This is a genomic window from Mucilaginibacter gilvus (assembly GCF_004054195.1).
GTDB lineage: Bacteria > Bacteroidota > Bacteroidia > Sphingobacteriales > Sphingobacteriaceae > Mucilaginibacter > Mucilaginibacter gilvus.
The window spans coordinates 383,532-407,368 of the sequence record NZ_SBIW01000003.1 but is presented as its reverse complement, the minus strand read 5'-3'; the positions used below and the strand labels follow the sequence as shown (position 1 = coordinate 407,368).

Annotated in this window: 21 protein-coding genes and 1 tRNA gene; 9 read left to right on the top strand and 13 right to left on the bottom strand. The window is 46.7% G+C overall.

Going from position 1 to position 23,837, the window contains the following annotated elements:
* Positions 1-4: 4 nt before the first annotated feature.
* Entirely contained in the window at positions 5-1,219 is a 1,215-nt protein-coding gene (locus tag EPL05_RS07735) for an acyltransferase family protein (RefSeq protein WP_128533373.1), read from the bottom strand.
* Between the two features lie 862 nt (positions 1,220-2,081).
* Between EPL05_RS07735 and EPL05_RS07730 the strand changes: the two genes are divergently transcribed.
* The gene (locus EPL05_RS07730; RefSeq protein ID WP_128533372.1) at positions 2,082-2,564 is read left to right on the top strand and encodes a hypothetical protein; all 483 of its coding nucleotides are present in this window, start codon (positions 2,082-2,084) and stop codon (positions 2,562-2,564) included.
* A 41-nt stretch (positions 2,565-2,605) separates the two neighbouring features.
* Positions 2,606-3,079 carry a hypothetical protein gene (locus tag EPL05_RS07725; protein ID WP_128533371.1) on the top strand — a complete coding sequence of 158 codons (474 nt, stop codon included), beginning with the start codon at positions 2,606-2,608 and terminating at the stop codon, positions 3,077-3,079.
* Between the two features lie 80 nt (positions 3,080-3,159).
* Here EPL05_RS07725 and EPL05_RS07720 read toward each other — a convergent pair whose 3' ends face one another.
* The 4 genes from EPL05_RS07720 to EPL05_RS07705 all read right to left on the bottom strand — a co-directional run bounded on the left by EPL05_RS07720 (position 3,160) and on the right by EPL05_RS07705 (position 5,739).
* Positions 3,160-3,675, bottom strand: coding sequence for a hypothetical protein (locus EPL05_RS07720; protein ID WP_128533370.1), 516 nt, complete (start codon positions 3,673-3,675; stop codon positions 3,160-3,162).
* A gap of 119 nt (positions 3,676-3,794) precedes the next feature.
* A complete protein-coding gene (locus EPL05_RS07715; protein ID WP_128533369.1) occupies positions 3,795-4,574 on the bottom strand; it encodes an SDR family oxidoreductase in 780 nt (259 codons plus the stop codon).
* 3 nt (positions 4,575-4,577) lie between these two features.
* Positions 4,578-5,405, bottom strand: a complete 828-nt coding sequence (locus tag EPL05_RS07710) for an amidohydrolase family protein (protein WP_128533368.1) — start codon at positions 5,403-5,405, stop codon at positions 4,578-4,580.
* 4 nt (positions 5,406-5,409) lie between these two features.
* Positions 5,410-5,739 carry an L-rhamnose mutarotase gene (locus tag EPL05_RS07705; protein WP_128533367.1) on the bottom strand — a complete coding sequence of 110 codons (330 nt, stop codon included), beginning with the start codon at positions 5,737-5,739 and terminating at the stop codon, positions 5,410-5,412.
* A 197-nt stretch (positions 5,740-5,936) separates the two neighbouring features.
* On the opposite strand from EPL05_RS07705, the gene EPL05_RS07700 reads away from it, so the two are divergent.
* Positions 5,937-6,527, top strand: coding sequence for a C40 family peptidase (locus tag EPL05_RS07700; protein ID WP_128533366.1), 591 nt, complete (start codon positions 5,937-5,939; stop codon positions 6,525-6,527).
* Positions 6,528-6,584: 57 nt separating this feature from the next.
* Positions 6,585-7,508, top strand: coding sequence for a hydroxypyruvate isomerase family protein (locus EPL05_RS07695; protein WP_128533365.1), 924 nt, complete (start codon positions 6,585-6,587; stop codon positions 7,506-7,508).
* Positions 7,509-7,594: 86 nt separating this feature from the next.
* Here EPL05_RS07695 and EPL05_RS07690 read toward each other — a convergent pair whose 3' ends face one another.
* From EPL05_RS07690 to EPL05_RS07660, 7 genes are all read right to left on the bottom strand, one after another.
* Entirely contained in the window at positions 7,595-9,343 is a 1,749-nt protein-coding gene (locus EPL05_RS07690; RefSeq protein WP_128533364.1) for an ATP-binding protein, read from the bottom strand.
* Positions 9,340-10,476 (bottom strand): sensor protein KdpD, encoded by a 1,137-nt coding sequence (locus EPL05_RS07685; RefSeq protein WP_128533363.1) that lies wholly within the window; start codon positions 10,474-10,476, stop codon positions 9,340-9,342. The genes EPL05_RS07690 and EPL05_RS07685 overlap by 4 nt, the downstream gene beginning before the upstream one ends.
* A 122-nt stretch (positions 10,477-10,598) precedes the next feature.
* Positions 10,599-11,174 (bottom strand): K(+)-transporting ATPase subunit C, encoded by a 576-nt coding sequence (locus tag EPL05_RS07680; RefSeq protein ID WP_128533362.1) that lies wholly within the window; start codon positions 11,172-11,174, stop codon positions 10,599-10,601.
* A 9-nt stretch (positions 11,175-11,183) separates the two neighbouring features.
* Positions 11,184-13,217, bottom strand: coding sequence for a potassium-transporting ATPase subunit KdpB (gene kdpB / locus EPL05_RS07675; RefSeq protein WP_128533361.1), 2,034 nt, complete (start codon positions 13,215-13,217; stop codon positions 11,184-11,186).
* A gap of 9 nt (positions 13,218-13,226) precedes the next feature.
* On the bottom strand, positions 13,227-14,945 hold the full coding sequence (gene kdpA / locus EPL05_RS07670) for a potassium-transporting ATPase subunit KdpA (RefSeq protein ID WP_128533360.1): 1,719 nt from the start codon (positions 14,943-14,945) through the stop codon (positions 13,227-13,229).
* A 12-nt stretch (positions 14,946-14,957) separates the two neighbouring features.
* Entirely contained in the window at positions 14,958-15,035 is a 78-nt protein-coding gene (locus tag EPL05_RS24620) for a potassium-transporting ATPase subunit F (protein WP_078346467.1), read from the bottom strand.
* Between the two features lie 414 nt (positions 15,036-15,449).
* On the bottom strand, positions 15,450-16,787 hold the full coding sequence (locus EPL05_RS07660) for a sigma-54-dependent transcriptional regulator (RefSeq protein WP_128533359.1): 1,338 nt from the start codon (positions 16,785-16,787) through the stop codon (positions 15,450-15,452).
* Between the two features lie 247 nt (positions 16,788-17,034).
* Between EPL05_RS07660 and EPL05_RS07655 the strand changes: the two genes are divergently transcribed.
* The 5 genes from EPL05_RS07655 to EPL05_RS07635 all read left to right on the top strand — a co-directional run bounded on the left by EPL05_RS07655 (position 17,035) and on the right by EPL05_RS07635 (position 23,377).
* Positions 17,035-17,757: an ImuA family protein gene (locus EPL05_RS07655; protein WP_128533358.1), complete on the top strand. Its 723-nt coding sequence runs from the start codon at positions 17,035-17,037 to the stop codon at positions 17,755-17,757.
* Positions 17,758-17,760: 3 nt separating this feature from the next.
* The gene (locus EPL05_RS07650; RefSeq protein WP_128533357.1) at positions 17,761-19,257 is read left to right on the top strand and encodes a Y-family DNA polymerase; all 1,497 of its coding nucleotides are present in this window, start codon (positions 17,761-17,763) and stop codon (positions 19,255-19,257) included.
* 6 nt (positions 19,258-19,263) lie between these two features.
* A complete protein-coding gene (locus EPL05_RS07645) occupies positions 19,264-22,473 on the top strand; it encodes an error-prone DNA polymerase (protein ID WP_243837247.1) in 3,210 nt (1,069 codons plus the stop codon).
* Positions 22,474-22,676: 203 nt separating this feature from the next.
* Positions 22,677-22,750: transfer RNA gene (locus EPL05_RS07640), tRNA-Ile, on the top strand.
* A 249-nt stretch (positions 22,751-22,999) separates the two neighbouring features.
* Positions 23,000-23,377, top strand: a complete 378-nt coding sequence (locus EPL05_RS07635; RefSeq protein WP_128533356.1) for a type IV secretory system conjugative DNA transfer family protein — start codon at positions 23,000-23,002, stop codon at positions 23,375-23,377.
* A 65-nt stretch (positions 23,378-23,442) separates the two neighbouring features.
* Here the strand turns inward: EPL05_RS07635 and EPL05_RS07630 are convergent, their stop codons facing one another.
* Positions 23,443-23,829 (bottom strand): TraR/DksA family transcriptional regulator, encoded by a 387-nt coding sequence (locus EPL05_RS07630; RefSeq protein WP_128533355.1) that lies wholly within the window; start codon positions 23,827-23,829, stop codon positions 23,443-23,445.
* Between the last annotated feature and the right edge of the window lie 8 nt (positions 23,830-23,837).

Below are 23,837 nucleotides of genomic sequence, written 5' to 3'. Positions count from 1 at the left end.
CGGACTATGCCAGCGCCGCCTCTTTTTCTTCCACTAAAACGTCTATCTTACTGATCTCTAATTTACTAACCTCTGTTCTCTTCTTCTCCAACGGCTTCATCCCAAATAAAAACCGCGTTACCGCATAGGGCCTTATAAATAAATGATAAATGCCCATGGTGAAGAATAGCGTTACCCCTACCGTGTAAATGTACTTCATGATCACCGTATCGTTGGTTTTTACAATGTAGTAGGCTAAAATAACAATTATGGTTTGATGCAGGATATAAAACGGGTACACCGCCTGATTTAAATAAGCCAGCGAACGGTGCGGCCTGTTTAAATATTGCTTGCCGTAGCCCACTAATCCTAAAACCCAACTCCAGGCCACAATTACCGAAAACGCCCGGAAGCTGTAACCGCGCAAAGCGCTCCATTCGGCACCGTTAGCGGGCGGGTTGAGCCAAAAGTAATAGATCGGCACGAGGCTGATAAAGCCAATAGCGATGGCAAAGCGGCGGTTGCGCTGCAGGCTCTCCATCAGGCTGGGCTGCAAAATGCATACGAACCCCGCCAGTAAAAACAGCAACCAGTAAACAATAAAACAGGCATCGTGCAACAGGTCGTTAGTTTCGGGGAATTTGCGGGCAAACATGGTATACCATACGATAGACGGGACGGCAAGCAAATACACCCATTTGCCTTTACCCAATGTGTTTAACGCTTGCTTAAACCGGGCGCTTTTTGGCGAAATGAGCCACATAAACACCGGCGCGAAAACGAGGTCGTACACAAAAAGATAGCAAATAAACCACAGATGGTGCCAGCTAAGGTTGCCCTTAGGGTAAGCCCCTGTGTTGAATACGGTTTTATAAAAGTTCCAATAGCTACCCGTAAAGCCCTGGGTAAGGCGCTCCATATAGATCTGCGGCGGCACGATGATGAGCATACCCACCAGCAGCGGGATGAACAGACGTGTAAAGCGCAGCCCAATAAAACTCCATGCCGAACGGCGCTGCATCATATAATAACTCACCGTACCGCTGATAAAGAAGAGCAACGGCATCCGCACCAGGTGCATAAAATAATTGCTCATGGCCATCAGCTGGCTGGTATCTTGGTTGCGGATATGCCATGACTCATCGTCGGCAAAGGGCATTCCGGAATGAAAAATAAGTACACCTGCAATGGAGATTATTCTGAGCCAGTCCAGGTAGGTTTGTCGTTGCGTGGTTTCCATTTTCTTTGATTTTTATTCAAAAGAATAGAGTGGCGGTTAGGTAGGGAAATTAGTTTGACGAACGGTGGGGAGGTGTTGACGAACGGCTTTTTAAGAGGTTAGACCCTGGATAATTAGTGGCTATAGAGAAGTTGCAAATATTGGACTTAAGGGAACGACGCTTTGTTTGAACACGAACACTCCGCGCGTCTTTGCGAGGCACGAAGCAATCTCACGATAGGACAGGTCACCAATTGCTAAGCGTTCATGCATAGTTGACAGTTACCTACGGCGTTTTTACGTCGAGGTACAGGTCGCCTTTGCCCATATCACCGGCACGGCCCAGGCAGGTGAATAGGATGAATTGTTCATCGGGGGTACAGCCCATAATATTATTAGTATATAATATATAAAACGAATTAAAATCATATATCATTCACGCCATAAATACATCTACACCCCTCGCTGCGGCAGGGTGGAGAAAGTGGCAGGTGCAGATTTTTTATAAAATTATAAATTCCTTGCACTTTTGATAAAAAACAAATCAAATTCACTGTTTAAACACATAAAAATATGACGTGAGTAAGGAAAAATGCCGACTATGTGTCATACAAACACATTTATAAGCAACCCACTACAACCTATAAGAAAAAGTGTTGTCGAATACGTTAAATTCATTGATACTTATACAAAACACTTGGTGATATCAAATACTATTTAATAAATTTGCAGAATCTATTACTGGTGGCGTCTGCCACTATTGTGATAAGGTTTAGGTTAAAGCCCCCAAGCAGCGAGTGTGAGGGGGCTTTTGTTGTTTATGGCCGATATTATACGGTAATAAATATGCATATTTACCCCACCTTTTATAAGCACCTTATACATGTCCAACCAAAATATACCCGGATTACTACTAACCGGTATTATAGCCACCCTGATAGCCGGCACCCTTGACGCCCTCGCCGCCATTTACATACTTGCCGCAGGGCAGGCCAAAATGGTGTTTCAATACATTGCTGCAGGCGCTATTGGCCGCGAAGCCGCTTTTTTGGGCGGGAATCGTTCGATACTGATAGGTGTGGTTTTTCATTACCTTATAACCGCCATTTTTACGCTGTTCTTCTTTATCCTTTACCAGCGCGAAGCACTTTTGCGCAGGAACGCAGGTGTAGTAGCCTTTATTTATGGCACACTGATGTGGGTGGTAATGAATTTCCTGGTTTTGCCGGTTAGCAAATTGAAGTTAGATATAAACAAATTTACGTTTAAGGGTACCATTACCGGCATTGCCATTCTCATTATTTGTGTTGCATTACCCATTGTGCTGGCCAGATACTGGTACGAGAACAAACGTAAAGCCGCTTAACCCGTTATTTTATAACCAACTTTTTTATAACCACATTATATATGCCCAATACAAATACACCCGGATTGCTGCAAACTGGCGTTATAGCTGCCCTGATAGCCGGCACCCTTGACGCGCTCGCCGCCGTTTTTATCCTTGCCGGCGGTCAGCTTGTTGTATTTCAGTATATATCCAGCGCGGTTATGGGTAAAGAAAGTGCGTATGGTGGCGGGACACCGACCATTTTGCTGGGACTTTTCTTCCATTATATTATTGCTGCAAGTTTTACGCTTTTTTTCTTTTTAATATATCCCCGTATCGCGTTTTTGCGCAAAAATGCGGGGGTCGTCGCATTCCTGTACGGGATATTTATTTTCATATTGATGAACCGGATAGTGGTACCACTCACGCTTATCCATGTTAATCCATTTAACTGGTTTAATGCTGTGAAAAATTGCGCCATTCTCATCACTTGTGTTGCCCTGCCCATTGTGCTGGCGAGATACTGGTACGAGAACAAACGCAAACCAGCTTAACTGGTTAAGCAAGTACCAACGTCAAACATACCTTATGAATGAGATCATTGCGCCCACAAGTTAGCGCGGCGCTTGCGGCTTTACCAGTTAAAACGGTACGCCACTTTTAGTACGGCCTGTTTTAAAACGGTTTTGCCCCAGCGCTCGTATCTGATACCCACATCAAGGCCCGAATGTTTGCCGGCGGGGAGGATATAACCTACGCCAAATTCATATATAAAAGCGGCTTGCTTATCGTAGTTAGTGCCAATGGATGCACCCAGGTCTAAATCGCCATATACCTTGTCAACAAAAAAAAACCGGGAACCCAGTTTAACCGGGATAAAAACCGCCGGTGGCCAGGCACTGCTGTAGCCATCGCTGTTTTTATAAAAATACCGGTTGTAAGCTGCTGATAAGGTAACCTCCGCTTCGCTGGTTATGGGCCATTCTACTTTGGCGGCAGCGCCGTAACCATATTTATATATGCTTTTAACGGTAGCGTTAAATTCGGGGCCGATAGTTAGCGCCTTGCTTGAATACGATTCTCCTTCGGTTGTTTGCGCTTTTGCATAAAGGCAGGCAATAGTAAAAATAAGGGTTAGCAGTTTTTTCATTTGGTAGGGGCTTTATGAATTTATCTCCTAAAATCCCTATAAAACCTGTAGAAAAATTGAATAAATACGATTTACTTTCAGAATATGCTACTTCGCCGCAAAAATACCTCCGATACTGCTTACAACGATCTGTCTAAATGCGTATATCCGCCATCTACATAGGTAATTTGGCCGGTAGTATGGCTTGATAACGGCGACAGCAGGAACACTGTGGCATTGGCTATCTCATCAATAGTGGTCATCCGTTTTCCTAATGGGATATTGGCCGTAATGGATGCGAGTTTTTCTTCAGGGTTGTCGAGGGTTTTTATCCATCGGTCGTACAAAGGGGTATAGCATTCGGCTACAGCAACAGCGTTTACGCGGATATTATGCGGCAACAACTCCACCGCCCACTCCCGCGTCATGGCATTGCGGCCACCGTTTGATGCCGCATAGGCCGATGTCCCCCCCTGCCCCGTATCAGCTACTTTTGAAGTGATGTTAACGATGCTTCCCTGCGATTTGATCAGCTCGGGCAGGGCAAAATGGGCAATTAGGTAATAGTGGATCAAATTTTTGTGCAGTGATTGCATAAAGCGCTCGTAACTGCCGTTTTGCAACCCTACACCATCATTCTCACCGGCGTTGTTCACCAGCCCGTCTATACGGCCGCATTGCTTTATCACTTCGGCTACGGCGCGCTCGCAGGCTTTGGGGTCGGTTAGTTCGGCAACGGTATGGTGGGCATGCCCACCAGCCTGCGTTATCTCGTTTAAAGTGATCAGGTTCTCTGCTTCGGTACGGCTGATGATGAAGGGTATGGCACCTTCCCGGGCCAGGGTTACCGCTATGCCTTTACCTATGCCGCGTGCGCCGCCGGTTACTATTACTACTTTATCTTTAAGCTGTAAGTCCATTTTTTATAAATTATAAAATGATGCCGCGTTGTCACCCCAGAATTTCTCCTGGTCGGCTGGCGAAAACGGGGCCAGGTATGCATTGAGGCACTCAACTGTTTTATTGTAACCACCCGCCACCAGGTTCACCGGCCAATCGGAACCAAACATCAATCTATCGGTACCGAACGCCTGGAATACCACATCTAAGTAAGGTTTTACGTCTGATGGATGCCAGTTGGCCCAGTCGGCCTCGGTACAAAAACCACTTACCTTGCAATATACATTTTCATGCTGCGCAATAGCGGCTATCTGCTGTGCCCATGGTGCGGTTTCCTGCGCTTTAATGGCTGGTTTGGCCAAGTGATCTATCACAAATTTTTGCTGCGGAAAAGCGGCTACCAATTGTTCGGCATAACTGAGCTGATCATGCCTGATCAAAACATCATAAGTAAAGCCATATTGATTGAGCATGGAGATCCCCCGCATAAACTTCTCGCCCAGCATAAATTCTCCCGCTTCACCTTGTAAAACATGGCGAAAGCCTTTCACAACGCTGCGCTTACTGTAGTGTTGCAGGCGCTCGTAAAGGTCATCTGCACGCAGGTCTACCCAGCCTACTACACCTATTATAAACGGATTACTTTTGGCAAAGTCTATTAAAAAATTGGTTTGCGTTTCGCTTTGATCGGCCTGTACGGCAATGCAGGCATCTATGCCATTTTCCGCCAAAACAGGCGCAAGATGCTCCGGATAAAAATCGCGCTGAATTACGGCCATATCATCGCTGATCCAGGAATCCCTCACCGGGTCGAACTTCCAAAAATGCTGGTGCGCATCTATCTTCTGCATAAATTTATAACTGAAATATTTTATCCATTAACAGCCACTTTTCGCCGGGCTTTGCAGTTGGCAGGGGCTTTTGATATCTCCACATCAGTTCCTCCCACTCCTGCACTTTAGGGTTGCCGGCATCTGCTGCACCCTTGGCCTCAAAACTAAAGCTCTCATTCACCTCCATAATTATAAATAGCCGATTAGCATGGCGGTAGATCTCCATGTTCTCTATCCCGCTGCCGCTGATGCTCTGCAAAATCTCGGGCCATACCTGTTGGTGATAGGCTTCATATTCTGCTATCAGGGAGGGGTCGTCCTGTAAATCAAGGGTAAGGCAGCAGCGTTTCATAGTGGTTGATAATTGGTATGCAAGTAAAGAAAAATATTGCAGTTTAAAACGGCGCAAATGCAAAAATGTATGCTTGACAATAATTGTAAGAAGCGGCGTTTTCTCTCATCGACATACCGGCAGGCCCGGTAAACCCGCAAGGCGGCATCACTGTATTATTACCTAAAACTAAACTGCTGAACTGGTGTAGTATAGACATGAAACGGATACTGCTATACATTATATTACTAATTGCCACCATGGGTTGCGGCGGCCCCAACGAGCCAACCTATGTAATAACCGACGCTGGCGATACCGTTAAGAAAACCCCTGAAGGCATTATACAGCCACCTGCGCCGGATAGCGCCGGGCAAACTACCCGCATTGTAACCGGGCAAACCACTCCTTTAGAACTGGTTACCTTTGCACGCTCACTTACAGGTGTACCTTATAAATACGGTTCTACCGACCCGGCTGAGGGTTTCGACTGCTCGGGGTTTATTACTTACGTATTTAACCACTTCGGCATCGCCGTGCCCCGTACATCCGAAAGTTTCACCTATATGCACCGCGAGGTGAACCTGAAAGACGCCAAAACCGGCGACCTGGTGCTTTTCACCGGTACCGACAGCACCGTGCGCGTGGTTGGCCACATGGGTATTATTTTAGCTACACCCGGGCAGGAACTGCGGTTTATCCACTCCACCTCGGGCCATGATAACCTTGGCGTTACCGAAACCCCCATGAACAGCTATTACGTGGGGCGATATATGAAAACGGTGAGGGTTTTTGAAGAGAGCGGTCAATAATCCTCTTTGCCATTCCGCCTGTTTACGCTATCTTTCCTCCTCCAAATAAACCTATATATGAAACGAAGAAACTTTGTGCAAAGCTCGGTATTGGCGGGTGGCGCCTTATTAGCAAGTGGTGTTTTAAAAGCCGCTGCATCTGATAAAAACACTTCGGCCACAGCGGGCAAAACCTTTAATTTAAATTATGGCATCCACGATGGCATGTTTAAAAACCACGCTGGCGACGATTTTGTGGAGCAGATAAAGTTTGCTTACGAGCAGGGTTTTCGCGCTATCGAGGATAATGGCATGAGCGGCCGCCCTGTTGAGCAGCAGAAAAAAATAGGCGACACACTGGCTAAACTGGGGATGGCTATGGGCGTGTTTGTACAGCCCGGCCTAAGCAACGACGGCAATATGCTGGCATCGGGCAAAGCCGAGCATACCGAAAATTTCATTAAATCGTGCCAGCAAGCGGTGGAAGTGGCCAAACGCATCAACAGCAAGCTGGTAACTGTTGTCCCGGGTGATTTTGAGCGCAGGCTGCCCATTGGTGTGCAAACCGGGCATGTAATAGAAGCCATAAAAAAAGGGACCGCCATTTTTGAACTGCACGGCATTATTATGGTATTGGAACCCCTGAGCGATAACCCCAACCTGTTCCTCCGCACGCCCGACCAGGGTTACGAAATATGTAAAGCCGTTGGCAGCCCAAACTGCAAAATACTGTATGACATGTACCACGTGCAGCGCAACCAAGGCAACATTATCCCTACGCTTGATCTGTGTATAGACGAAATTGGCTACTACCAAATAGGCGATAACCCGGGCCGAAACGAACCCGGCACCGGCGAAATAAACTACAAAAACATTTTTAAACACATTTACGATAAAGGCTACCGCGGCGTAATGGGCATGGAACACGGCAACGCCGGCAAAGGAAAAGAAGGTGAACTTGCGCTGATAAAAGCATATAGGGAAGTGGATAGTTTTATGTAGAAAGTCCATGGACCATAGTCGATAGTCCATAGCAAAATGAGATTGGAATCAAATCCAACTATCGTCTATGGACCATCGGTTATGGGCTAACTGCCCGGCAAACTAAAATAAAACCTGCTCCCCTCGCCTATTTCGCTTTCCACGCCGATGGTGCCGCCTTGCGCGTTAATGAAATCTTTGGAGATAGCCAGCCCCAAACCAGAGCCTGATTTATTCTGCCCATCGGTTGGTACCTGGAAGTAGCGGTCGAACAGGCGCTTTTGGTAAGCTTCGTCTATACCTTTGCCGAAATCTTTCACCGAGACCTCCACCTTATTATTTTTGGCCGCCACCTGTATCACTATCTTTGATTTTTCGGCGCTGTAACGCAGGGCATTGGAGAGGAAGTTCACCAACACCCATGCCGTTTTTTCAATATCTACGTGTACCTCGGGCAGGGTGTTATCCTGCAATATTTCTAAAGTCACCTTTTTTTGCTCCGCCTGGAATTTAATGGAAGTGATGGCATAATCAACTATCTTCATGGGGTTTACACGCGCAAAATTCAGTTGAATATTGCCTGTTTCTACCTGTGATAGTTCCAGCAGTTCGCTGGTGATCTTTAGCAGACGGTCGCTATCATCTTTTATGTGCGCTATCAATTGGTGTTGCTCGGTGTTCATCGCCCCTACACGGTCATCGTTCAACAATTTAAGACTCATTTTTATGGATGCAATGGGTGTTTTCAACTCATGCGAAATAGTGGCGATGAAGTTTGTCTTCGCTTCGTCGCGCTCCTTAAATTCGGTGATATTTTTGAGGATGTACACCTTCCCTGCCGAACGGCTGGCAAGCTGCAAAACATCGGCAGATTGATTTACGTTAGGCACCACAATACTGCTGCTTTGTAATTGAAAATAAGCCTCCCGGCCATCTAAAACAACCTTTAACTGCTTAACGGTGGCCTCATCACCAATGATGGAGCGGAACAGGTCGTTACCCTTGATAAGCGCGTCGGTGTTTTTACCTACCACTTTATCATCGCTGATATTGAGTATTTTACGGGCAGCATCATTTATAAAAAGCACCTCCCGTTTTTCGCTCACACCAATGATGGCATCCTGCATCTGCTCAATAATAGTTTCGATGCGCCGCTTTTCTGATATTACGGTAGCGAGGTTACTGTTCTCCCAATCATTCAGTTTTGCCGCCATGGAGTTGAAAGCGTTGGCCACTTCGGCAAATTCATCGTCTTTTTCAAAATGGAGGCGGGTATCATACTTCTTTTGCCCAATTTCGCGGATACCTATTAGCAATGCACGTAACGGGTTGGCAATAAACCCGGGGAAATTCACACTGAAACTAAACAGCACTAAAAAGGTAAAGCTGCCTACCAGCCCTAAAAATAAGGTGGCCTTGCTTACTGCCTTTCGTGCATTCTCGTCTTTGAGGACAATGGCTTGCATGTTAAGCCGTTCGATCTCCGCAAGGTCTTTCCTTATCAGTCTACATGCGTATTTTTGTTTTTCGATGATTGGTTTAGATCCGGAGAGCCAATCAAGCGCAGTTCTTACACTATGAGTCAATTCCCGCTCACCCGGTTCTGTAATATTATTTTCCTGTTTTAATAAGTAACTATTGAATTTATCCAGGGAACCTCTATTTAATGGCAAGTCATTCCCATCTAATATATTCCGCATCTCGCGCGCAAAATTTAGTGATTCGTAGTTATCTTTAAGGATGATCTTAGAGTTCTCCGAGATATCGCGAATGTAGAACAATGCGGTTGCGCCAAAAAACAGCACCACTACAAATAAAAAGCCGAAGCCTAACCGGAGTTTAGTTTTTACTTTCATGATAATATAACCAGGTCCGTTTCCGTCGCTGCAATTTTGGTGAGTAATTCGTTAAATATAGCCGTTCTTAATATCACCTGCCACAAATTTAAATGGGGCTTACCAATGCAAATGGTGGTAACTTCCTTCTCTTCGGCTACCTGCATAATGGTTTTAGTGATGGCATCGTTTTTTATTTTGATAAGTTCGGCACCAAGTTCGGTTGCCAGTTTGAAATTATTGATGAGGTGGCGTTGTTTATCCAGTTTTATCCTATCCAGACTTTCGCTGCTGCTTTGCACGTAAAGCACTATCCATGGCGAGCGGTAATACGAAGCCAGCCGGGCGGTTTTTCGAATCACAATTTTAGCCGTTTCGGCGTTGGAGGAGATGCAAGCCAAAAATTTTTCGGGCCGTAGTTTTATCTGCTTGGGCACCTCCACGTTTATCTTCCGTTCCAGGTGGTGGGCAACCTCCTTCAAAGCAATCTCGCGCAGTTGCAATATCTTTTCGTTACGGAAAAAGTTTTGCAGTGCGGTAGCTACCTTAGCCTTATCGTATATCTTGCCTTCTTTTAAACGGCTGATCAGTTCATCGGCGGTCAGGTCGATGTTCACGATCTCATCTGCCAGTTCCAACACTTTATCAGGTACTCGCTCGGTGATGGCGATGCCGGTGATGGATTCTATCTCCTCGTTCAGGCTCTCTAAATGCTGAATGTTTACGGCAGTTATCACGCTGATACCCGCTTCTAAAATATCCCTAACATCCTGCCAGCGCTTGCCGTTTTTACTCCCCTCCATATTGCTGTGGGCAAGCTCATCTACAATCAACACTTCGGGGTGGCGGTTAAGAATGCCCTGCAGGTCCATCTCTTCCAGCTCTTTGCCTTTGTAAAATATTTTACGGCGGCCAATGAACGGAACACCGGCCAGCAGGGCATGTGTTTCGGCGCGGTTATGGGTCTCTATGTAGCCTATTTGGATATCTATCCCATTTTTGAGCAGGGCATGCGCTTCCTGTAGCATCCGGTAAGTTTTACCCACACCGGCACTCATGCCAATGTAGATCTTCAGCTTGCCGCGCCTGCTTTTCTTCACCAGTTCGATGAAGTTTTTTACAGAGTCGTCTTTACGATTTTGCTCTTGTGCCATGATACTCTTCTCATTTATTTTAACCACAGAGTTAACAGAGGTTTCGCAGCGTTACACAGCGGCTTTCTATCTCATTTTTTTCTCTGTGCAACTCTGTGGTTCTCTCTTTGTGCCCTCTGTGGTTAATTCGCAGGCTTTGCTAAATCATCAAGCGCTACATTCAATTTCAACACATTCACTTTGGCTGGGCCGAACAGACCTAACAGTGGTGCTTCGGTATGGGCGGCAACCAGGTCGGTAACCTGCATAACGGTTAACTGGCGGTTGTGTGTTATGCGTTCTATCTGGATCTTAGCGGCGGCGGGTGAAATATCCGGGTCTAAACCACTGCCCGATGCGGTTACCATTTCGGCGGGGATCTCGCTGCGTTTTAAATACGGGTGGTATTTAAGCAGGGTATCTATACGGCTGGCTACGTCCTTTAAATAATCGGGATTGCTTGGGCCTTTATTGCTACCTCCTGATCCCGCAGCATTGTAACCAACTGCCGATGGCCTGCCCCAAAAGTATTTTTGCTGGGTAAAGCTTTGGCCCTCGTTGGCATAGCCAACCACTTTGCCATTTACACTGATGGTTTCGCCATTACCCTGGCCTTTAGAAAGTTTACCGGCGAAGGAAATAAACACGGGATATACTACGCACAATAGCACAATTAACACTAATGTAAGGCGTATGGATTTTACAAGATTTTTCATGATTTCTAATTATTAAAAAGCTAATGAGATAAGTAAATCGATCAGTTTAATACCGATGAATGGCGCGATAACACCGCCCAAACCGTAGATGAGCAGGTTACGGCGAAGCAATGCGCTGGCACCGATAGGTTTGTATTCTACCCCTTTTAAAGCCAATGGTATCAGCATTGGGATGATGATAGCGTTGAAGATGACAGCCGATAAGATCGCGCTTTCCGGACTATGCAGGTGCATGATATTGATAGCCTGCAAAGCGGGGATAGAAGCGATGAACAAGGCCGGCACAATGGCGAAGTACTTGGCTACGTCGTTAGCGATGGAAAAGGTAGTAAGCGTACCGCGGGTGATGAGCAGTTGCTTACCTATTTCTACTATCTCGATGAGCTTGGTTGGGTCGTTATCCAAATCAACCATGTTACCTGCCTCCTTGGCTGCCTGTGTACCGCTGTTCATGGCTACACCTACATCTGCCTGTGCCAATGCCGGGGCATCGTTTGTACCATCGCCCATCATGGCTACCAGGCGGCCGCTGGCTTGTTCCTGCTTAATGTAGTTCATTTTATCCTCAGGCTTGGCCTCGGCAATAAAATCATCCACACCAGCTTTTTCGGCAATAAACTTGGCGGTAAGCGGGTTATCACCAGTTACCATTACGGTTTTTATCCCCATTTTGCGCAGGCGTTCAAAACGTTCGGCAATGCCGGGTTTAATAATATCCTGCAATTCTATGGTACCCAAAACCACCTCGTTTTGTGCTACCACCAGCGGCGTACCACCGTTTGATGCGATGGCCTTTACGCGTTCTTCCACATCGGGAGAGAATTTGTTACCTGCGGCTACCGACATATTCCTGATAGAATCGAACGCACCTTTGCGGATGCGCAGGCCATCTTTAGTATCTATCCCGCTGGACCGTGTTTCCGCGGTAAATTTAATAAACTCTGACCCGGCTGGTGCGGTAAGCGAAATTTTCATATCGCTGTGCTGGGCAAGCTCTATAATAGATTTCCCTTCGGGGGTTTCATCGGCAAGGGAAGAAAGTACAGCAGCCTTTACCAAAGTTTCGGGCAATACGCCCGGGGCCGGCCAAAACTGGGTGGCTTTACGGTTACCAATGGTAATGGTACCTGTTTTATCAAGCAGCAGCACATCAATATCGCCTGCGGTTTCTACCGCCTTGCCAGATTTGGTGATCACGTTTGCACGCAGCGCCCTATCCATCCCCGCAATACCGATGGCCGATAACAGGCCACCGATAGTTGTGGGAATTAAACAGACGAAGAGCGAAATTAACGCGGCTATAGTGATAGGGGTATTTGCATAATCGGCAAAAGGTTTAAGCGTAACACATACGATAACGAATATCAGCGTAAAGCTGGCCAGCAGGATAGTTAAAGCTATCTCGTTAGGTGTTTTCTGGCGGGATGCACCCTCTACCAGGGCGATCATTTTATCCAGAAAGCTTTCACCCGGCTCGGTGGTTACTATTACTTTAATATTATCTGATAACACTTTGGTACCACCGGTTACCGATGATTTATCGCCACCTGCCTCACGGATAACCGGGGCAGATTCGCCTGTAATGGCCGATTCATCTATCGTAGCCAAACCTTCAATAATTTCACCGTCAGTTGGGATGGCATCTCCCGTTTCGCATACAAACACATCGCCCTTGCGTAACTCGTTTGATGATCTGCTTACAATGCTGCCGTCTTTCAGCAAAACCTTGGCGGGTGTTTCCTCACGGGTTTTACGGAGGCTATCGGCCTGTGCCTTACCGCGCGCTTCGGCAATGGCCTCTGCAAAGTTGGCAAACAACAAGGTGAGCAGCAGTACAATGAAGATGATAAGGTTATAGGTGAACGAACCCTGGCCGGTGTGCAAAAAGCTGTACACACACATGTAAGCCATAATTACGGTGCCCACTTCTACGGTAAACATTACCGGGTTGCGCAGCATTACATTTGGGTTAAGTTTAATGAACGACTCTTTCAGCGCAGTTTTCACCAAGGCCGGTTCGAACAATTTATTTGATCTGGTTGTCATGATTTAAGATTATTTAGGCATTGAAAAATACTCTGCAATAGGCCCTAAAGCCAGCGCAGGGAAATAGGATAATGCGTTTAGTACCAATATTACAGCGAAGGTCATCAGGCCGAATGTTACGGTATCGGTCTTCAGCGTACCTGCCGATTCGGGGATGAATTTCTTTTTGGCCAGCAAGCCCGCAATAGCTACCGGGCCTATAATTGGCAAGAACCTGCCCAGGATCATCAGGACGCCGGTGCTTACGTTCCAAAAGATGTTGTTGTCCCCCAACCCTTCAAAGCCGGAGCCGTTGTTGGCGTTGGCCGAGGTCATCTCGTACAGCATTTCGCTAAAGCCATGGTAACCGGGGTTGTTTAACCAAGCAGACGGTTTCACGGCCCAATCGGCATTGCCATGGTTGGTGAAAACAAAGGCGGCTATGGCTGTACCCGCCATAATTAAAAACGGACTAAGCAGGGTGATCAAAGCGGCTATCTTTACTTCGCGCGCCTCCACCTTGTGGCCCAAAAATTCCGGTGTACGCCCAACCATCAACCCGGAGATAAACACCGCGATAATGAGATAGATGAAGTAGTTGAGCACACCCACACCGCAACCGCCAAAGAAACCGTTGATCATCATGCCCAGCAATTGCCATAAACCGGTAAGGGGCATGGTACTATCATGCATCCCGTTAACAGAACCTGTTGATACGATGGTAGTAAAAGTACTCCAATAGGCAGTAGCCGTTGGCCCAAAACGGACCTCCTTGCCTTCCATTGCACCGGTTGGCTGCGAGATACCCATTTTGGCTATGGCAGAGTTTCCGCCGGTTTCGCTGCTGATACTTGGAATAAGGAGCATTAAAGCACCTATCATCATTACACCAAATATTACCCAGCCCAATTTTTTACGGCCGATAAAATAGCCGAAGCACAGCACCATCGCTATAGGGATGATCATCTGCGAAACAATTTCGGTGATGTTGGTTAGATAGTTAGGGTTCTCCAGCGGATTTGCCGAGTTTGCGCCAAACCAACCGCCACCGTTTGTACCTAAGTGTTTAATGGCTATCATTTGTGCAGCAGGCCCACGCGATACATGTACGGTATCGCCCTGCAGGGAAATGAACTGATCTTTACCTGCATAACTGCTTGGCGTGCCGTTAAAGGTTAATATTAAGGCTACCACAATTGATAATGGCAACAGTAAACGGGTGATAGCTTTTACAAAGTAATTCCAAAAGTTACCCAGGTTTGTAGTGGTTTTATCGCGGAAGGCTTTAAAGAAAGCAACCGCGCAGGCAATACCTGTAGCCGCACTGGTAAAGTGCAGAAACATAAATATAAAGTGCTGTATTAAATAACTGGCGCCGCTTTCGCCGCTGTAGTGCTGTAAGTTACAGTTTACCACAAAGCTAATGATGGTGTTAAAGGCCAGGTCGGCAGTCATGCCGGGGTTGCCATCGGGGTTAAGGGGAAGCTTATCCTGGTTCATTAAAACAAAAAAGCCGTAAACCAGCCAAAGCATGTTGATGCACATCATGGCTTTTAAAAACTGTTTCCAGTCCATAGGCTCGTTAGGGTTAATGCCGGATAATTTATAGATTCCGTTTTCGATGGGTTTCATAAAATCGGTCCATACCTTTTCGCCGGCGAACATTTTTGCCAGGTATTTTCCCAGTGGGATGCCGATAACCAGCATCAGCAAAAAGGAGACCGCGATTCCTAATAATTCTGTGTTCATTGTGTTTGAAGGTTAAAAGTTTTCGGGTTTAAGCAGCACGTATACCATGTATAAGAAAACTGCGATGGAGATAATGAATAATGCGATCATGATGTGTTAGATTTTTTCGAACCAGTCGATTGATTTAAAAATTACCCGGCTTATCAAAAGCATGGAGAGGAAGAGGATTATGGTGATCATTGTCTTATTATTTTCATCACCTATGCCAATAGAGATACCACTTTCGTAGATTTACTTATAAGTAACTGATAAATAACAATTTATAGACATTTACCATTAACAAGAAAAAACTATAACGCAAAAAACCCTTCCGTTTTGGAAGGGTTGGTTATTGAATTGGAGTGGATTAGGATTGATTTGCGAATGGGATTTAACCACAGAGGTAGCAGAGGAAAACGCAGAGTTACACAGAGAGGAATGAGATAAAATTCTCTGTGACTCTCCGTGCAACTTCCGTGCTCTCTGTGGTTAAATTAACAGGCAGTAGTATTTAGGATGTATTAATTACCCCTCCAACCCGTACTCGTCAATTTTACGGTACAGCGTGGTTAACCCGATACCCAGCAAGCGGGCGGTTTCGGTTTTGTTGCCTTTGGTGTAGTGGAGTATTTTGTTGATGTGATTTTTCTCGATGGCCGAAAGCGCGAAGGAGGATGGCGCGCTGTCCAAATTATCATAAAAATCCAGCGGAAGCAGATCGGCCGTTAGGGTGTTGCCATCGCAGATAATTACCGCGCGTTCGATGATGTTCTTCAGTTCGCGGATGTTACCTTTCCAGTTATGCTTTTCCAATCCGGCTAAAAATTCCGGACTCATATCCCCTATCTTCTGCCCCACTTTGCGGGTGTATTCTTTCAGGTAATGCTTTGCTAATAAAGCGATATCATCGCGGTGCTCGTTTAAGGATGGCAGCGTGATCTGGAATACAGATAAGCGATAGAACAGGTCCTCCCTAAAATTACCCTTGGCTATTTCGCCTTCCAGTTTGCGGTTGGTGGCGGCAATGATGCGCACGTTTACCTTACTGGTTTTGGTATCACCTACCTTAATAAACTCGCCCTGTTCAATCACGCGGAGGATCTTGGCTTGCAGGTTAATATCCATTTCGCCTATCTCATCCAAAAACAGGGTGCCGCCATCGGCTTCCTCAAAAAGACCTTTTTTATCTTTTAATGCGCCGGTAAAGGCACCTGCCTTGTGCCCAAACAGTTCGCTCTCTAATAGTTCTTTACTAAAGGAACTGCAGTTTACCGCCACAAAGTTCTCTGTTTTACGCTTGCTGTTGTAATGGATAGCATGGGCAAAAACCTCTTTACCCGTACCCGTTTCGCCAAGCAGTAACACGGTGGTACCGGTAATCGAAACTTTTTTGGCAAGATCTATAGCGGCATTAATGGCCTTTGAGCGCCCCACAATACCGTCAAACGTAAACTGCTTTACAATTTTGTTTTGCAGTTTAAATACCTGCAGTTGCAACTGCGCCTTATCCATAGCGCGGGCAAGCATGGGGAGTATTTTGTCGTTATCATCGCCTTTGGTGATGTAATCAAAAGCGCCGTTTTTAATGGAGAGCACACCATCGGCAATGGTGCCGAAGGCGGTAAGGTTGATCACCTCCACGTAGGGCTGCTTTTCTTTTATCTGTTTTACCAGTTCAACGCCGTTTACGTCGGGCAGTTTTACGTCGCTTATTACTACCTGGATCTCTTCCTGCGACAAAACCTTCAGCCCCTCTTTGCCGGTATACGCCTGGAAAACCTTATAGCCCTCCAGTTCTATAATGCGGGTTAAAAGGCCGTTCAGCTTTTTTTCATCATCAATAATAAGTATGTTTTGTTGCATGGTATAAGATGTAAAACAGCGTACGCCCCAAACTTATGCCAAGTTTTTTATTTATCGGCCTGTTGCATAAAATTAGCCTTTTTTACGGTAAAGCTGCATTCATCTCTTATCATTCTAACATGCTTTTTCCAAAATGGAAGGGTTTATCATATTTTAATTATTTAACACCGTTTGTTAAAATAAATGTGTAATAATTACAAAATACTAAAAATATTAGCATAGCTTTACAGTCCCAAAGTCGTTTATCATGGCCGTTGAAAAAAGAGAGATGATTGAAAGGCTGCAGAAAAATATTTTGCAATGGGAAGGCTATAGGCCTCCACCTGTGGGTATGCGCAATTTGGTAGGTTTGGGTTTGGTAGAGGCCGCGTTTCCAAATGGTGTGTTCCCGGTAGGTGCTATCCATGAACTGGTTTGTGGCAGCAGCGAACAAGCGGCTGCTTCCGGGGGGCTGGTTACCGGCATTCTTTCTGTGTTGATGCAGCAGGGCGGCGTTTGCGTATGGATAGGGCGCGCAAGGCGGTTGTTTGCCCCGGCACTCACGCTTTTTGGCGTAGAAGCACACCGTGTGATCTTTATCAGCCTCACCAAAGATAAAGATGCATTATGGGTGATGGAGGAAGCTTTAAAATGCCCCGGACTAAAAGCAGTGGTTTGCGAGTTGGGCGAAATAAATTTTAAGCAATCGCGCCGCCTGCAACTGGCGGTGGAACAAAGCCGGGTAACCGGTTTTGTGTTACGCAATGCTGCTGATAAACTCGGCTCTACTTCCTGTGCGGCGCGCTGGCAGGTCAGATCCCTGCCAAGTGCCGATATGGACGGTTTACCAGGTATAGGCTATCTGCGCTGGCAGGTAGACTTGCTAAAAGTACGCAATGGGCAAACGGGTAGCTGGATATTAGAATGGCAGGAAGGGCGGTTTATCCCGGTTGAGGAATTAACCCTCATAGAAGAAAGGCAGGTAGGTTGAAACATGCCCAAACGTTATATGGTTATCGTGTTCCGCCATTTGCTAACGGATGCCCTGGCGCTTCGTCGGCCCGAATTGAAGGAAAACCCTTTTGTGCTGGCTGCACCGGTAAAAAACCGCGTTATCATCACTGCAGCCAGTCCGCTGGCAGAACAACAGGGCGCATTCACCGGTATGGCCGTAGCCGATGCGCGGGCAGCCGTAGCCGAACTGGTGGTAGTGGATGATATACCCGGCAAAGCGGCAAAGTTACTGCGCTTGTTAGGCCTCTGGTGCATTCGCTACACCCCTATCGTGTCTGTAGATCTGCCTGATGGTTTAATTCTTGATATCTCCGGCTGCACCCACCTTTGGGCTGGCGAACACGGCTACCTGAAAGAGATCGTTTTAAAATTGCGTAATGCGGGTTTTGATGCCCGCGCGGCCATTGCAGATACTCCCGGCGCTGCCTGGGCAGTAGCCCATTTTGCCGTTTCCAGGCCCATTGTAGAGGCCGATGCACAGGCTAAGGCCATTGCCGGTTTACCGCCGGCTGCTTTAAGGTTAAGCGATGAAATTTTAGAGCGGTTGCAAAAATTAGGCTTTCGTACTATCGGGCTTTTATTATCAATACCCGCCCAGGCTTTACGGCGGCGTTTCGGCAAAGAATTACTGTTACGGTTAGACCAGGCTTTGGGTCGCGCAGCAGAATACCCGGAACCATTGATACCGCCTGTTCCGTACGTGGAGCGGTTGCCTTGTTTGGAACCGATCCGTAACGCGCCGGGCATCGCTATAGCTATCGAAAAACTATTATCTGCATTATGTATGCGCTTACAGGCCGAAGGCAAAGGGGTACGTAAAGCAGTACTTAAATGTTACCGGATAGACGGCCGCACGGTGCAAACAGGCATCACCACCAACCGGGGTTCACATAGTGTTTCGCATCTTTTAAAGCTTTTCGAGCTGCAGATCTCTAAAATAGAACCTGCCCTGGGGATAGAATTATTTGTACTGGAAGTGCCAAAGGTTGAAGAAATGGAAACCCCGCAGGAACAGCTGTGGGCGCTGGATAAAGGCTTAGAGGATACCTCGTTGGCCGAAATGCTTGACCGTGTAGCAGGTAAAGTAGGGTCGCAAACCATCCAGCGCTTTTTACCTGCCGAACATTACTGGCCCGAGCGCTCTGTAAAAGCAGCAAAGTCCATCACCGAAGAACCCGAAACTACCTGGCCCATGCAAATGCGGCCTATGCGTTTGTTAAACCCTCCCGAAGCCATTGAAGTGATGGCACTGGTGCCGGATAACCCGCCCAAGCTATTTATTTATAAAGGCAAACGGCACAACATCACCAAAGCGGATGGGCCTGAACGCATTGGCCGCGAATGGTGGCGCGACAGCGGCGAGCACCGGGATTATTATGTTGTGGAAGATACCGATGGGCAGCGTTACTGGGTGTTTCGCTCGGGATATTATGATGGTGGCGATGCACAATGGTATTTACATGGTTATTTTGCTTAGAACAGGATGATAGCATACGCGGAACTACAGGTAACATCCAATTTTAGCTTTCTGCGAGGGGGCTCGCATCCGCACGAACTGGCAGAGGAAGCCAAAAGATTAGGCTATTCGGCCATTGCTATAACTGATCGGAACTCTTTGGCCGGAATTGTTCGCGGGCATATTGCCGCTAAGCAGACTGGTATTAGCTTTATCCCGGCCTGCCGACTGGATTTGATGGATGGCACCAGCTTGTTGGCCTACCCTACTGATATTGCAGCTTACGGGCGCCTATCGGCATTGCTTACCAAAGGCAATCTGCGTACAGAGAAGGGTAAATGTGAATTATATAAGGCGGATGTATATGAACATACAGAAGGCCTGTTGTTTGTGGCGATTGCGCCGGATAAATTAAACAGCAAGTTTGATTTTGATGAAGCATTTAAAAAAGACCTGCTGGCATACCGGCAACATTTTGGCAGTTCGCTTTATTTAGCCGCCTCTTTTAATTACCAGGGTCAGGATGCCAAACGCCTGTTTCGCCTTACGGAAACAGGCGTACCTTTAGTGGCCACCGGTGATGTGTATTACCATATTGCCGGTCGGCGCGAACTGCAGGATGTACTCACCTGTATTAGGGAAAAGTGTACCATCCATACAGCAGGGTTTAGGCTGCACTCCAACGCCGAACGCTTTTTGAAACCATTGGAGGAGATTGAACGATTATTTCGCGGCTATCCTCAGGCCATTCAAAACGCATTATTTATTGCTGATGCCTGTACCTTTTCATTAGACATGCTCAAATACCTGGAGCCCGAGGAACAACTGGTGAATGGGTTAACCCGCCAGCAGCGTTTAGAAAAACTAACCTGGGTCGGCGCAAACGAGCGTTTGGGAGACCCTATCCCCGAGAAACACCTAAAGCAGATTGAATTTGAACTGGATTTTATTAAAAAGCGTAACCTGGCCTGGTATTTTTTGCGGGTTTATAAAAAAACGCAAAAAGCCGAAGAACTGGGTATTTTACACCAGGGGCGCGGCTCGGCAGCTAACTCTACAGTTTGTTTTTGTTTGGGTATTACAGCTGTTAATCCCGAAGAATCGCGCTTATTGTTTTCCCGCTTTATGTCGGATGCGCGGGATGAATGGCCGGATATTGATGTGGATTATGAACACGAACGGCGCGAAGAGATCATCCAGTTTATTTATGATGATTACGGGCGCGATAGGGCGGCCATTGTGGCCACCGTTACGCAAGAGCGTCACAAAGGTGCTATCCGCGATATAGGCAAGGCAATGGGCGTATCCGAAGATACTATCAAACGCATCGGCGCTACCATTTGGGATTTTTACGAGGAAGGTTTTGATGAAAAGCGCTTACTTGACCAGGGGCTGAACCCCAAAGACCCGCTGATATTAAAAGTATTGCAGCTCACCTGCGACCTAATGGGTTTTCCCCGACAATTGGGCCAGCATACAGGTGGTTTTGTAATTACCGAAGGCCAGCTATCCAATTTTTGCCCCATACTGAATGCGCGGATGGAGAACCGCACGCAAGTAGAATGGAACAAAGATGACCTGGAAGACTTGGGAATCCTGAAAATAGACGTGCTCGGTTTAGGTATGCTGACGATGATCCGCAAGGCGTTTGACTTGGTTTTGCGTCATTACGGAGAGAAACTGACCCTGGCCAATGTACCGCAGGACGACGAGAAGGTTTATGATATGATCTGCCGGGCAGATACCATCGGCGTTTTCCAGATAGAGAGCCGGGCGCAGATGAGTATGTTGCCGCGGTTAAAACCCCGCGTGTTTTACGATTTGGTAATAGAAGTAGCCATTGTAAGGCCGGGGCCCATACAGGGCGATATGGTGCATCCTTACCTACGGCGACGGAACGGCGAAGAAGATGCAGAATACCCTAAAGATGAACTTAAAGAAATATTAAGCCGCACATTGGGCGTACCGCTTTTCCAGGAACAGGCCATGGAAATTGCCATTGTAGCAGCAGGTTTTACCCCGGGCGAGGCAGACCAGTTGCGGCGCAGCATGGCTTCCTTCAAGGCTAATGGTAAACTAAAGCACTACGAGGACAAAATGGTTGCAGGGATGATGGCTCGAGATTACGAGGAAGATTTTGCACGCCGGGTATTTAAACAATTGCAGGGTTTTGAAGGGTATGGTTTCCCCGAAAGCCATGCGGCCTCTTTTGCCTTGCTGGTTTATATTTCCTCCTGGCTTAAATGCCATTATCCGGATGTATTCTGCACGGCATTGCTCAACAGCCAGCCAATGGGTTTTTACCAGCCGGCACAAATTGTTAGGGATGCGCGCGACCACGGCGTACAGGTGCTACCCGTAGATGTAAACCATTCTGAATGGGATAATACGCTCGAAGAAAAAAGCCATGGACATCATGCCGTTAGATTAGGCTTCAGGCAAGTAAAGGGGCTAAAGGAAGACGATATGACCATATTGGTAGCCATGCGTAACCAAGGTTATAGCCACATAGACCAGTTGCGAGCGGTGGATATTCCGGAGGCTGCCCTCGAAAAACTGGCAGATGCAGATGCTTTTCGCTCATTGGGTGCCAACCGCCGCATGGCTTTATGGGAAGTATCTGCTTTAGCCGACAGGCCAATAGGCTTATTTGATGGCCAATTCTCTGAAAGCTTTTTGGAAGCAGCACCGGATCTGCCGCCAATGACGCGCGGCGAGCACGTAGTACAGGATTACATTTCTACCGGCCTTTCGCTGAAAGATCATCCTGTTGGTTTGCTGCGCGCCAAACTTACCCAGTTGCGTAACATACGGGTAAGCGATCTTTCGCATAAAAAAGATGGAGATTATGTATGCGTTGCCGGTTTGATCACCGTTCGGCAGCGACCGGGTACAGCCAAAGGGGTTTTGTTTATGACACTGGAAGATGAAACAGGTTCGGCCAACCTTGTGGTATGGCAAAAGCTATTTGACAAATACCGCAAGGAGATTGTGCAGTCGCGTTTGTTGATGGTGGCGGGGAAATTGCAAATTGCCAATGGCGTAACACACCTGGTGGTGCAGCGCTGCTTTAATTTAACGGCATTACTGCGGAGTTTAACAGAAACAACCGATGAACTACCGCAAACCCTCGCACGCGGCGACGAAACAACCAAGCCATACGATTATGACCTGCGGTCTACGGTGCCTGCAGTTTCGACAGAAGGAGCATTTCATAAGGGAAGAAATTTCCATTAATAGTAGAACCGGTAAGTCGTTTGCTTAATCCGGGCACGGCTTGCGGGTAATTGTATACCTCGCCCGAATAATTCTTTTGCCGACTTTAAATAAATCACCTATAAAACAGGCAATTACATACCCGCGGGAAAAAGTGAAATGATTTTTGTAATTCCGGCTGCATTTTTACATATTTGCAGCCTCGAAAATAACAACTATTTTCAGCGCCTATAGCTCAGTTGGTTAGAGTAGAAGACTCATAATCTTTTGGTCCCTGGTTCGAGCCCAGGTGGGCGCACAAAATGTGATTTTTGAAGAATCACAAACCCTCTAAATCGGTGATTTAGAGGGTTTTCTATTTTATTCCAATCCTTTTCAGTCCTTACGAATACACACTTTGGAACACCAATCCGGACCCCCGGAATTAGTTTTTACATTTGGGGGCCAAGAAAGAGTTAAGCACTTGTATAATAAATAGTTATATCCTTTAAATAAGGGTCATAATGTACTCGAAAAGACTGGAAATACAAACCCTCTGCCCCCGAAAATGAGCCGGCAACAGGCGGAGGTCATTATGAACATTGTCGGTAATATTATTTGCGGGCAGGTCACCGGAGATACTGCAAAACAACTATCTGATCGTTTTGGCAAGATCAACCAGCAAAAAGAAAGCCTATCTATCAACAGCAGCGATACTTCCGTTAGCCGCTCCACCCAATTAGATTATGCTATACCAGCCTCTAAAATAGCAGGCTTGTCATTAGATGAATTTGTGGGTATGTTGGCCGATGATCCGACCAACACTATCAATCTCAAAACTTTCCATTGTCAAATACAGAATGACCATGACGCTATTGCGCAGGAAGAAAGCGCTTACCAAGAAATACCTGGGGTCGCGAGCTTACCCTCAAAGAAGTGTCATTGAATTACCAACGCATCAAGCAAGATGTCAAAACTTTGACCGAGGATTACTGTTAACCGAATGCAGCATCAGTGCTGTTTCAATTTCGCTTCCATACTCAGGGTGGTGTGAGGTACAGCGCGCAGTCGTTCCTTCTGGATCAGTTTGCCAGTTTCCCGGCAAATCCCATAGGTCTTATTTTGGATCCGGATGAGCGCCGCCTCCAATTGTTCGATGAATTTTTTCTGTCGCGATGCTAATTGATTAATGGATTCTTTTTCCAGTGAATCGGAACCGTCCTCCAGTGTCTTTCCCGCGGCGGCCGTATCATCGGTACCATTGCTATTCGTAGAGTTCAAAGAACCTGCGAGAGAAAGAAATTCTTCGCGCGCTATTTTTATCTTCTCAGTGATCAGTTCCCGGAATTCGGCCAGTTCATTGTCGCTGTAACGTGTTTTGATAAGTTTTTTTTCCATGATGGTAA

What these genes read in the sequence shown, in the direction of transcription:
- EPL05_RS07735 (WP_128533373.1), bottom strand. Translation starts at nt 1,219, where the DNA reads ATGGAAACCACGCAACGACAAACCTACCTGGACTGGCTCAGAATAATC.
- EPL05_RS07730 (WP_128533372.1), top strand. Translation starts at nt 2,082, where the DNA reads ATGTCCAACCAAAATATACCCGGATTACTACTAACCGGTATTATAGCC.
- EPL05_RS07725 (WP_128533371.1), top strand. Translation starts at nt 2,606, where the DNA reads ATGCCCAATACAAATACACCCGGATTGCTGCAAACTGGCGTTATAGCT.
- EPL05_RS07720 (WP_128533370.1), bottom strand. Translation starts at nt 3,675, where the DNA reads ATGAAAAAACTGCTAACCCTTATTTTTACTATTGCCTGCCTTTATGCA.
- EPL05_RS07715 (WP_128533369.1), bottom strand. Translation starts at nt 4,574, where the DNA reads ATGGACTTACAGCTTAAAGATAAAGTAGTAATAGTAACCGGCGGCGCA.
- EPL05_RS07710 (WP_128533368.1), bottom strand. Translation starts at nt 5,405, where the DNA reads ATGCAGAAGATAGATGCGCACCAGCATTTTTGGAAGTTCGACCCGGTG.
- EPL05_RS07705 (WP_128533367.1), bottom strand. Translation starts at nt 5,739, where the DNA reads ATGAAACGCTGCTGCCTTACCCTTGATTTACAGGACGACCCCTCCCTG.
- EPL05_RS07700 (WP_128533366.1), top strand. Translation starts at nt 5,937, where the DNA reads ATGAAACGGATACTGCTATACATTATATTACTAATTGCCACCATGGGT.
- EPL05_RS07695 (WP_128533365.1), top strand. Translation starts at nt 6,585, where the DNA reads ATGAAACGAAGAAACTTTGTGCAAAGCTCGGTATTGGCGGGTGGCGCC.
- EPL05_RS07690 (WP_128533364.1), bottom strand. Translation starts at nt 9,343, where the DNA reads ATGAAAGTAAAAACTAAACTCCGGTTAGGCTTCGGCTTTTTATTTGTA.
- EPL05_RS07685 (WP_128533363.1), bottom strand. Translation starts at nt 10,476, where the DNA reads ATGGCACAAGAGCAAAATCGTAAAGACGACTCTGTAAAAAACTTCATC.
- kdpB (WP_128533361.1), bottom strand. Translation starts at nt 13,217, where the DNA reads ATGACAACCAGATCAAATAAATTGTTCGAACCGGCCTTGGTGAAAACT.
- kdpA (WP_128533360.1), bottom strand. Translation starts at nt 14,945, where the DNA reads ATGAACACAGAATTATTAGGAATCGCGGTCTCCTTTTTGCTGATGCTG.
- EPL05_RS24620 (WP_078346467.1), bottom strand. Translation starts at nt 15,035, where the DNA reads ATGATCGCATTATTCATTATCTCCATCGCAGTTTTCTTATACATGGTA.
- EPL05_RS07660 (WP_128533359.1), bottom strand. Translation starts at nt 16,787, where the DNA reads ATGCAACAAAACATACTTATTATTGATGATGAAAAAAAGCTGAACGGC.
- EPL05_RS07655 (WP_128533358.1), top strand. Translation starts at nt 17,035, where the DNA reads ATGGCCGTTGAAAAAAGAGAGATGATTGAAAGGCTGCAGAAAAATATT.
- EPL05_RS07650 (WP_128533357.1), top strand. Translation starts at nt 17,761, where the DNA reads ATGCCCAAACGTTATATGGTTATCGTGTTCCGCCATTTGCTAACGGAT.
- EPL05_RS07645 (WP_243837247.1), top strand. Translation starts at nt 19,264, where the DNA reads ATGATAGCATACGCGGAACTACAGGTAACATCCAATTTTAGCTTTCTG.
- EPL05_RS07635 (WP_128533356.1), top strand. Translation starts at nt 23,000, where the DNA reads ATGAGCCGGCAACAGGCGGAGGTCATTATGAACATTGTCGGTAATATT.
- EPL05_RS07630 (WP_128533355.1), bottom strand. Translation starts at nt 23,829, where the DNA reads ATGGAAAAAAAACTTATCAAAACACGTTACAGCGACAATGAACTGGCC.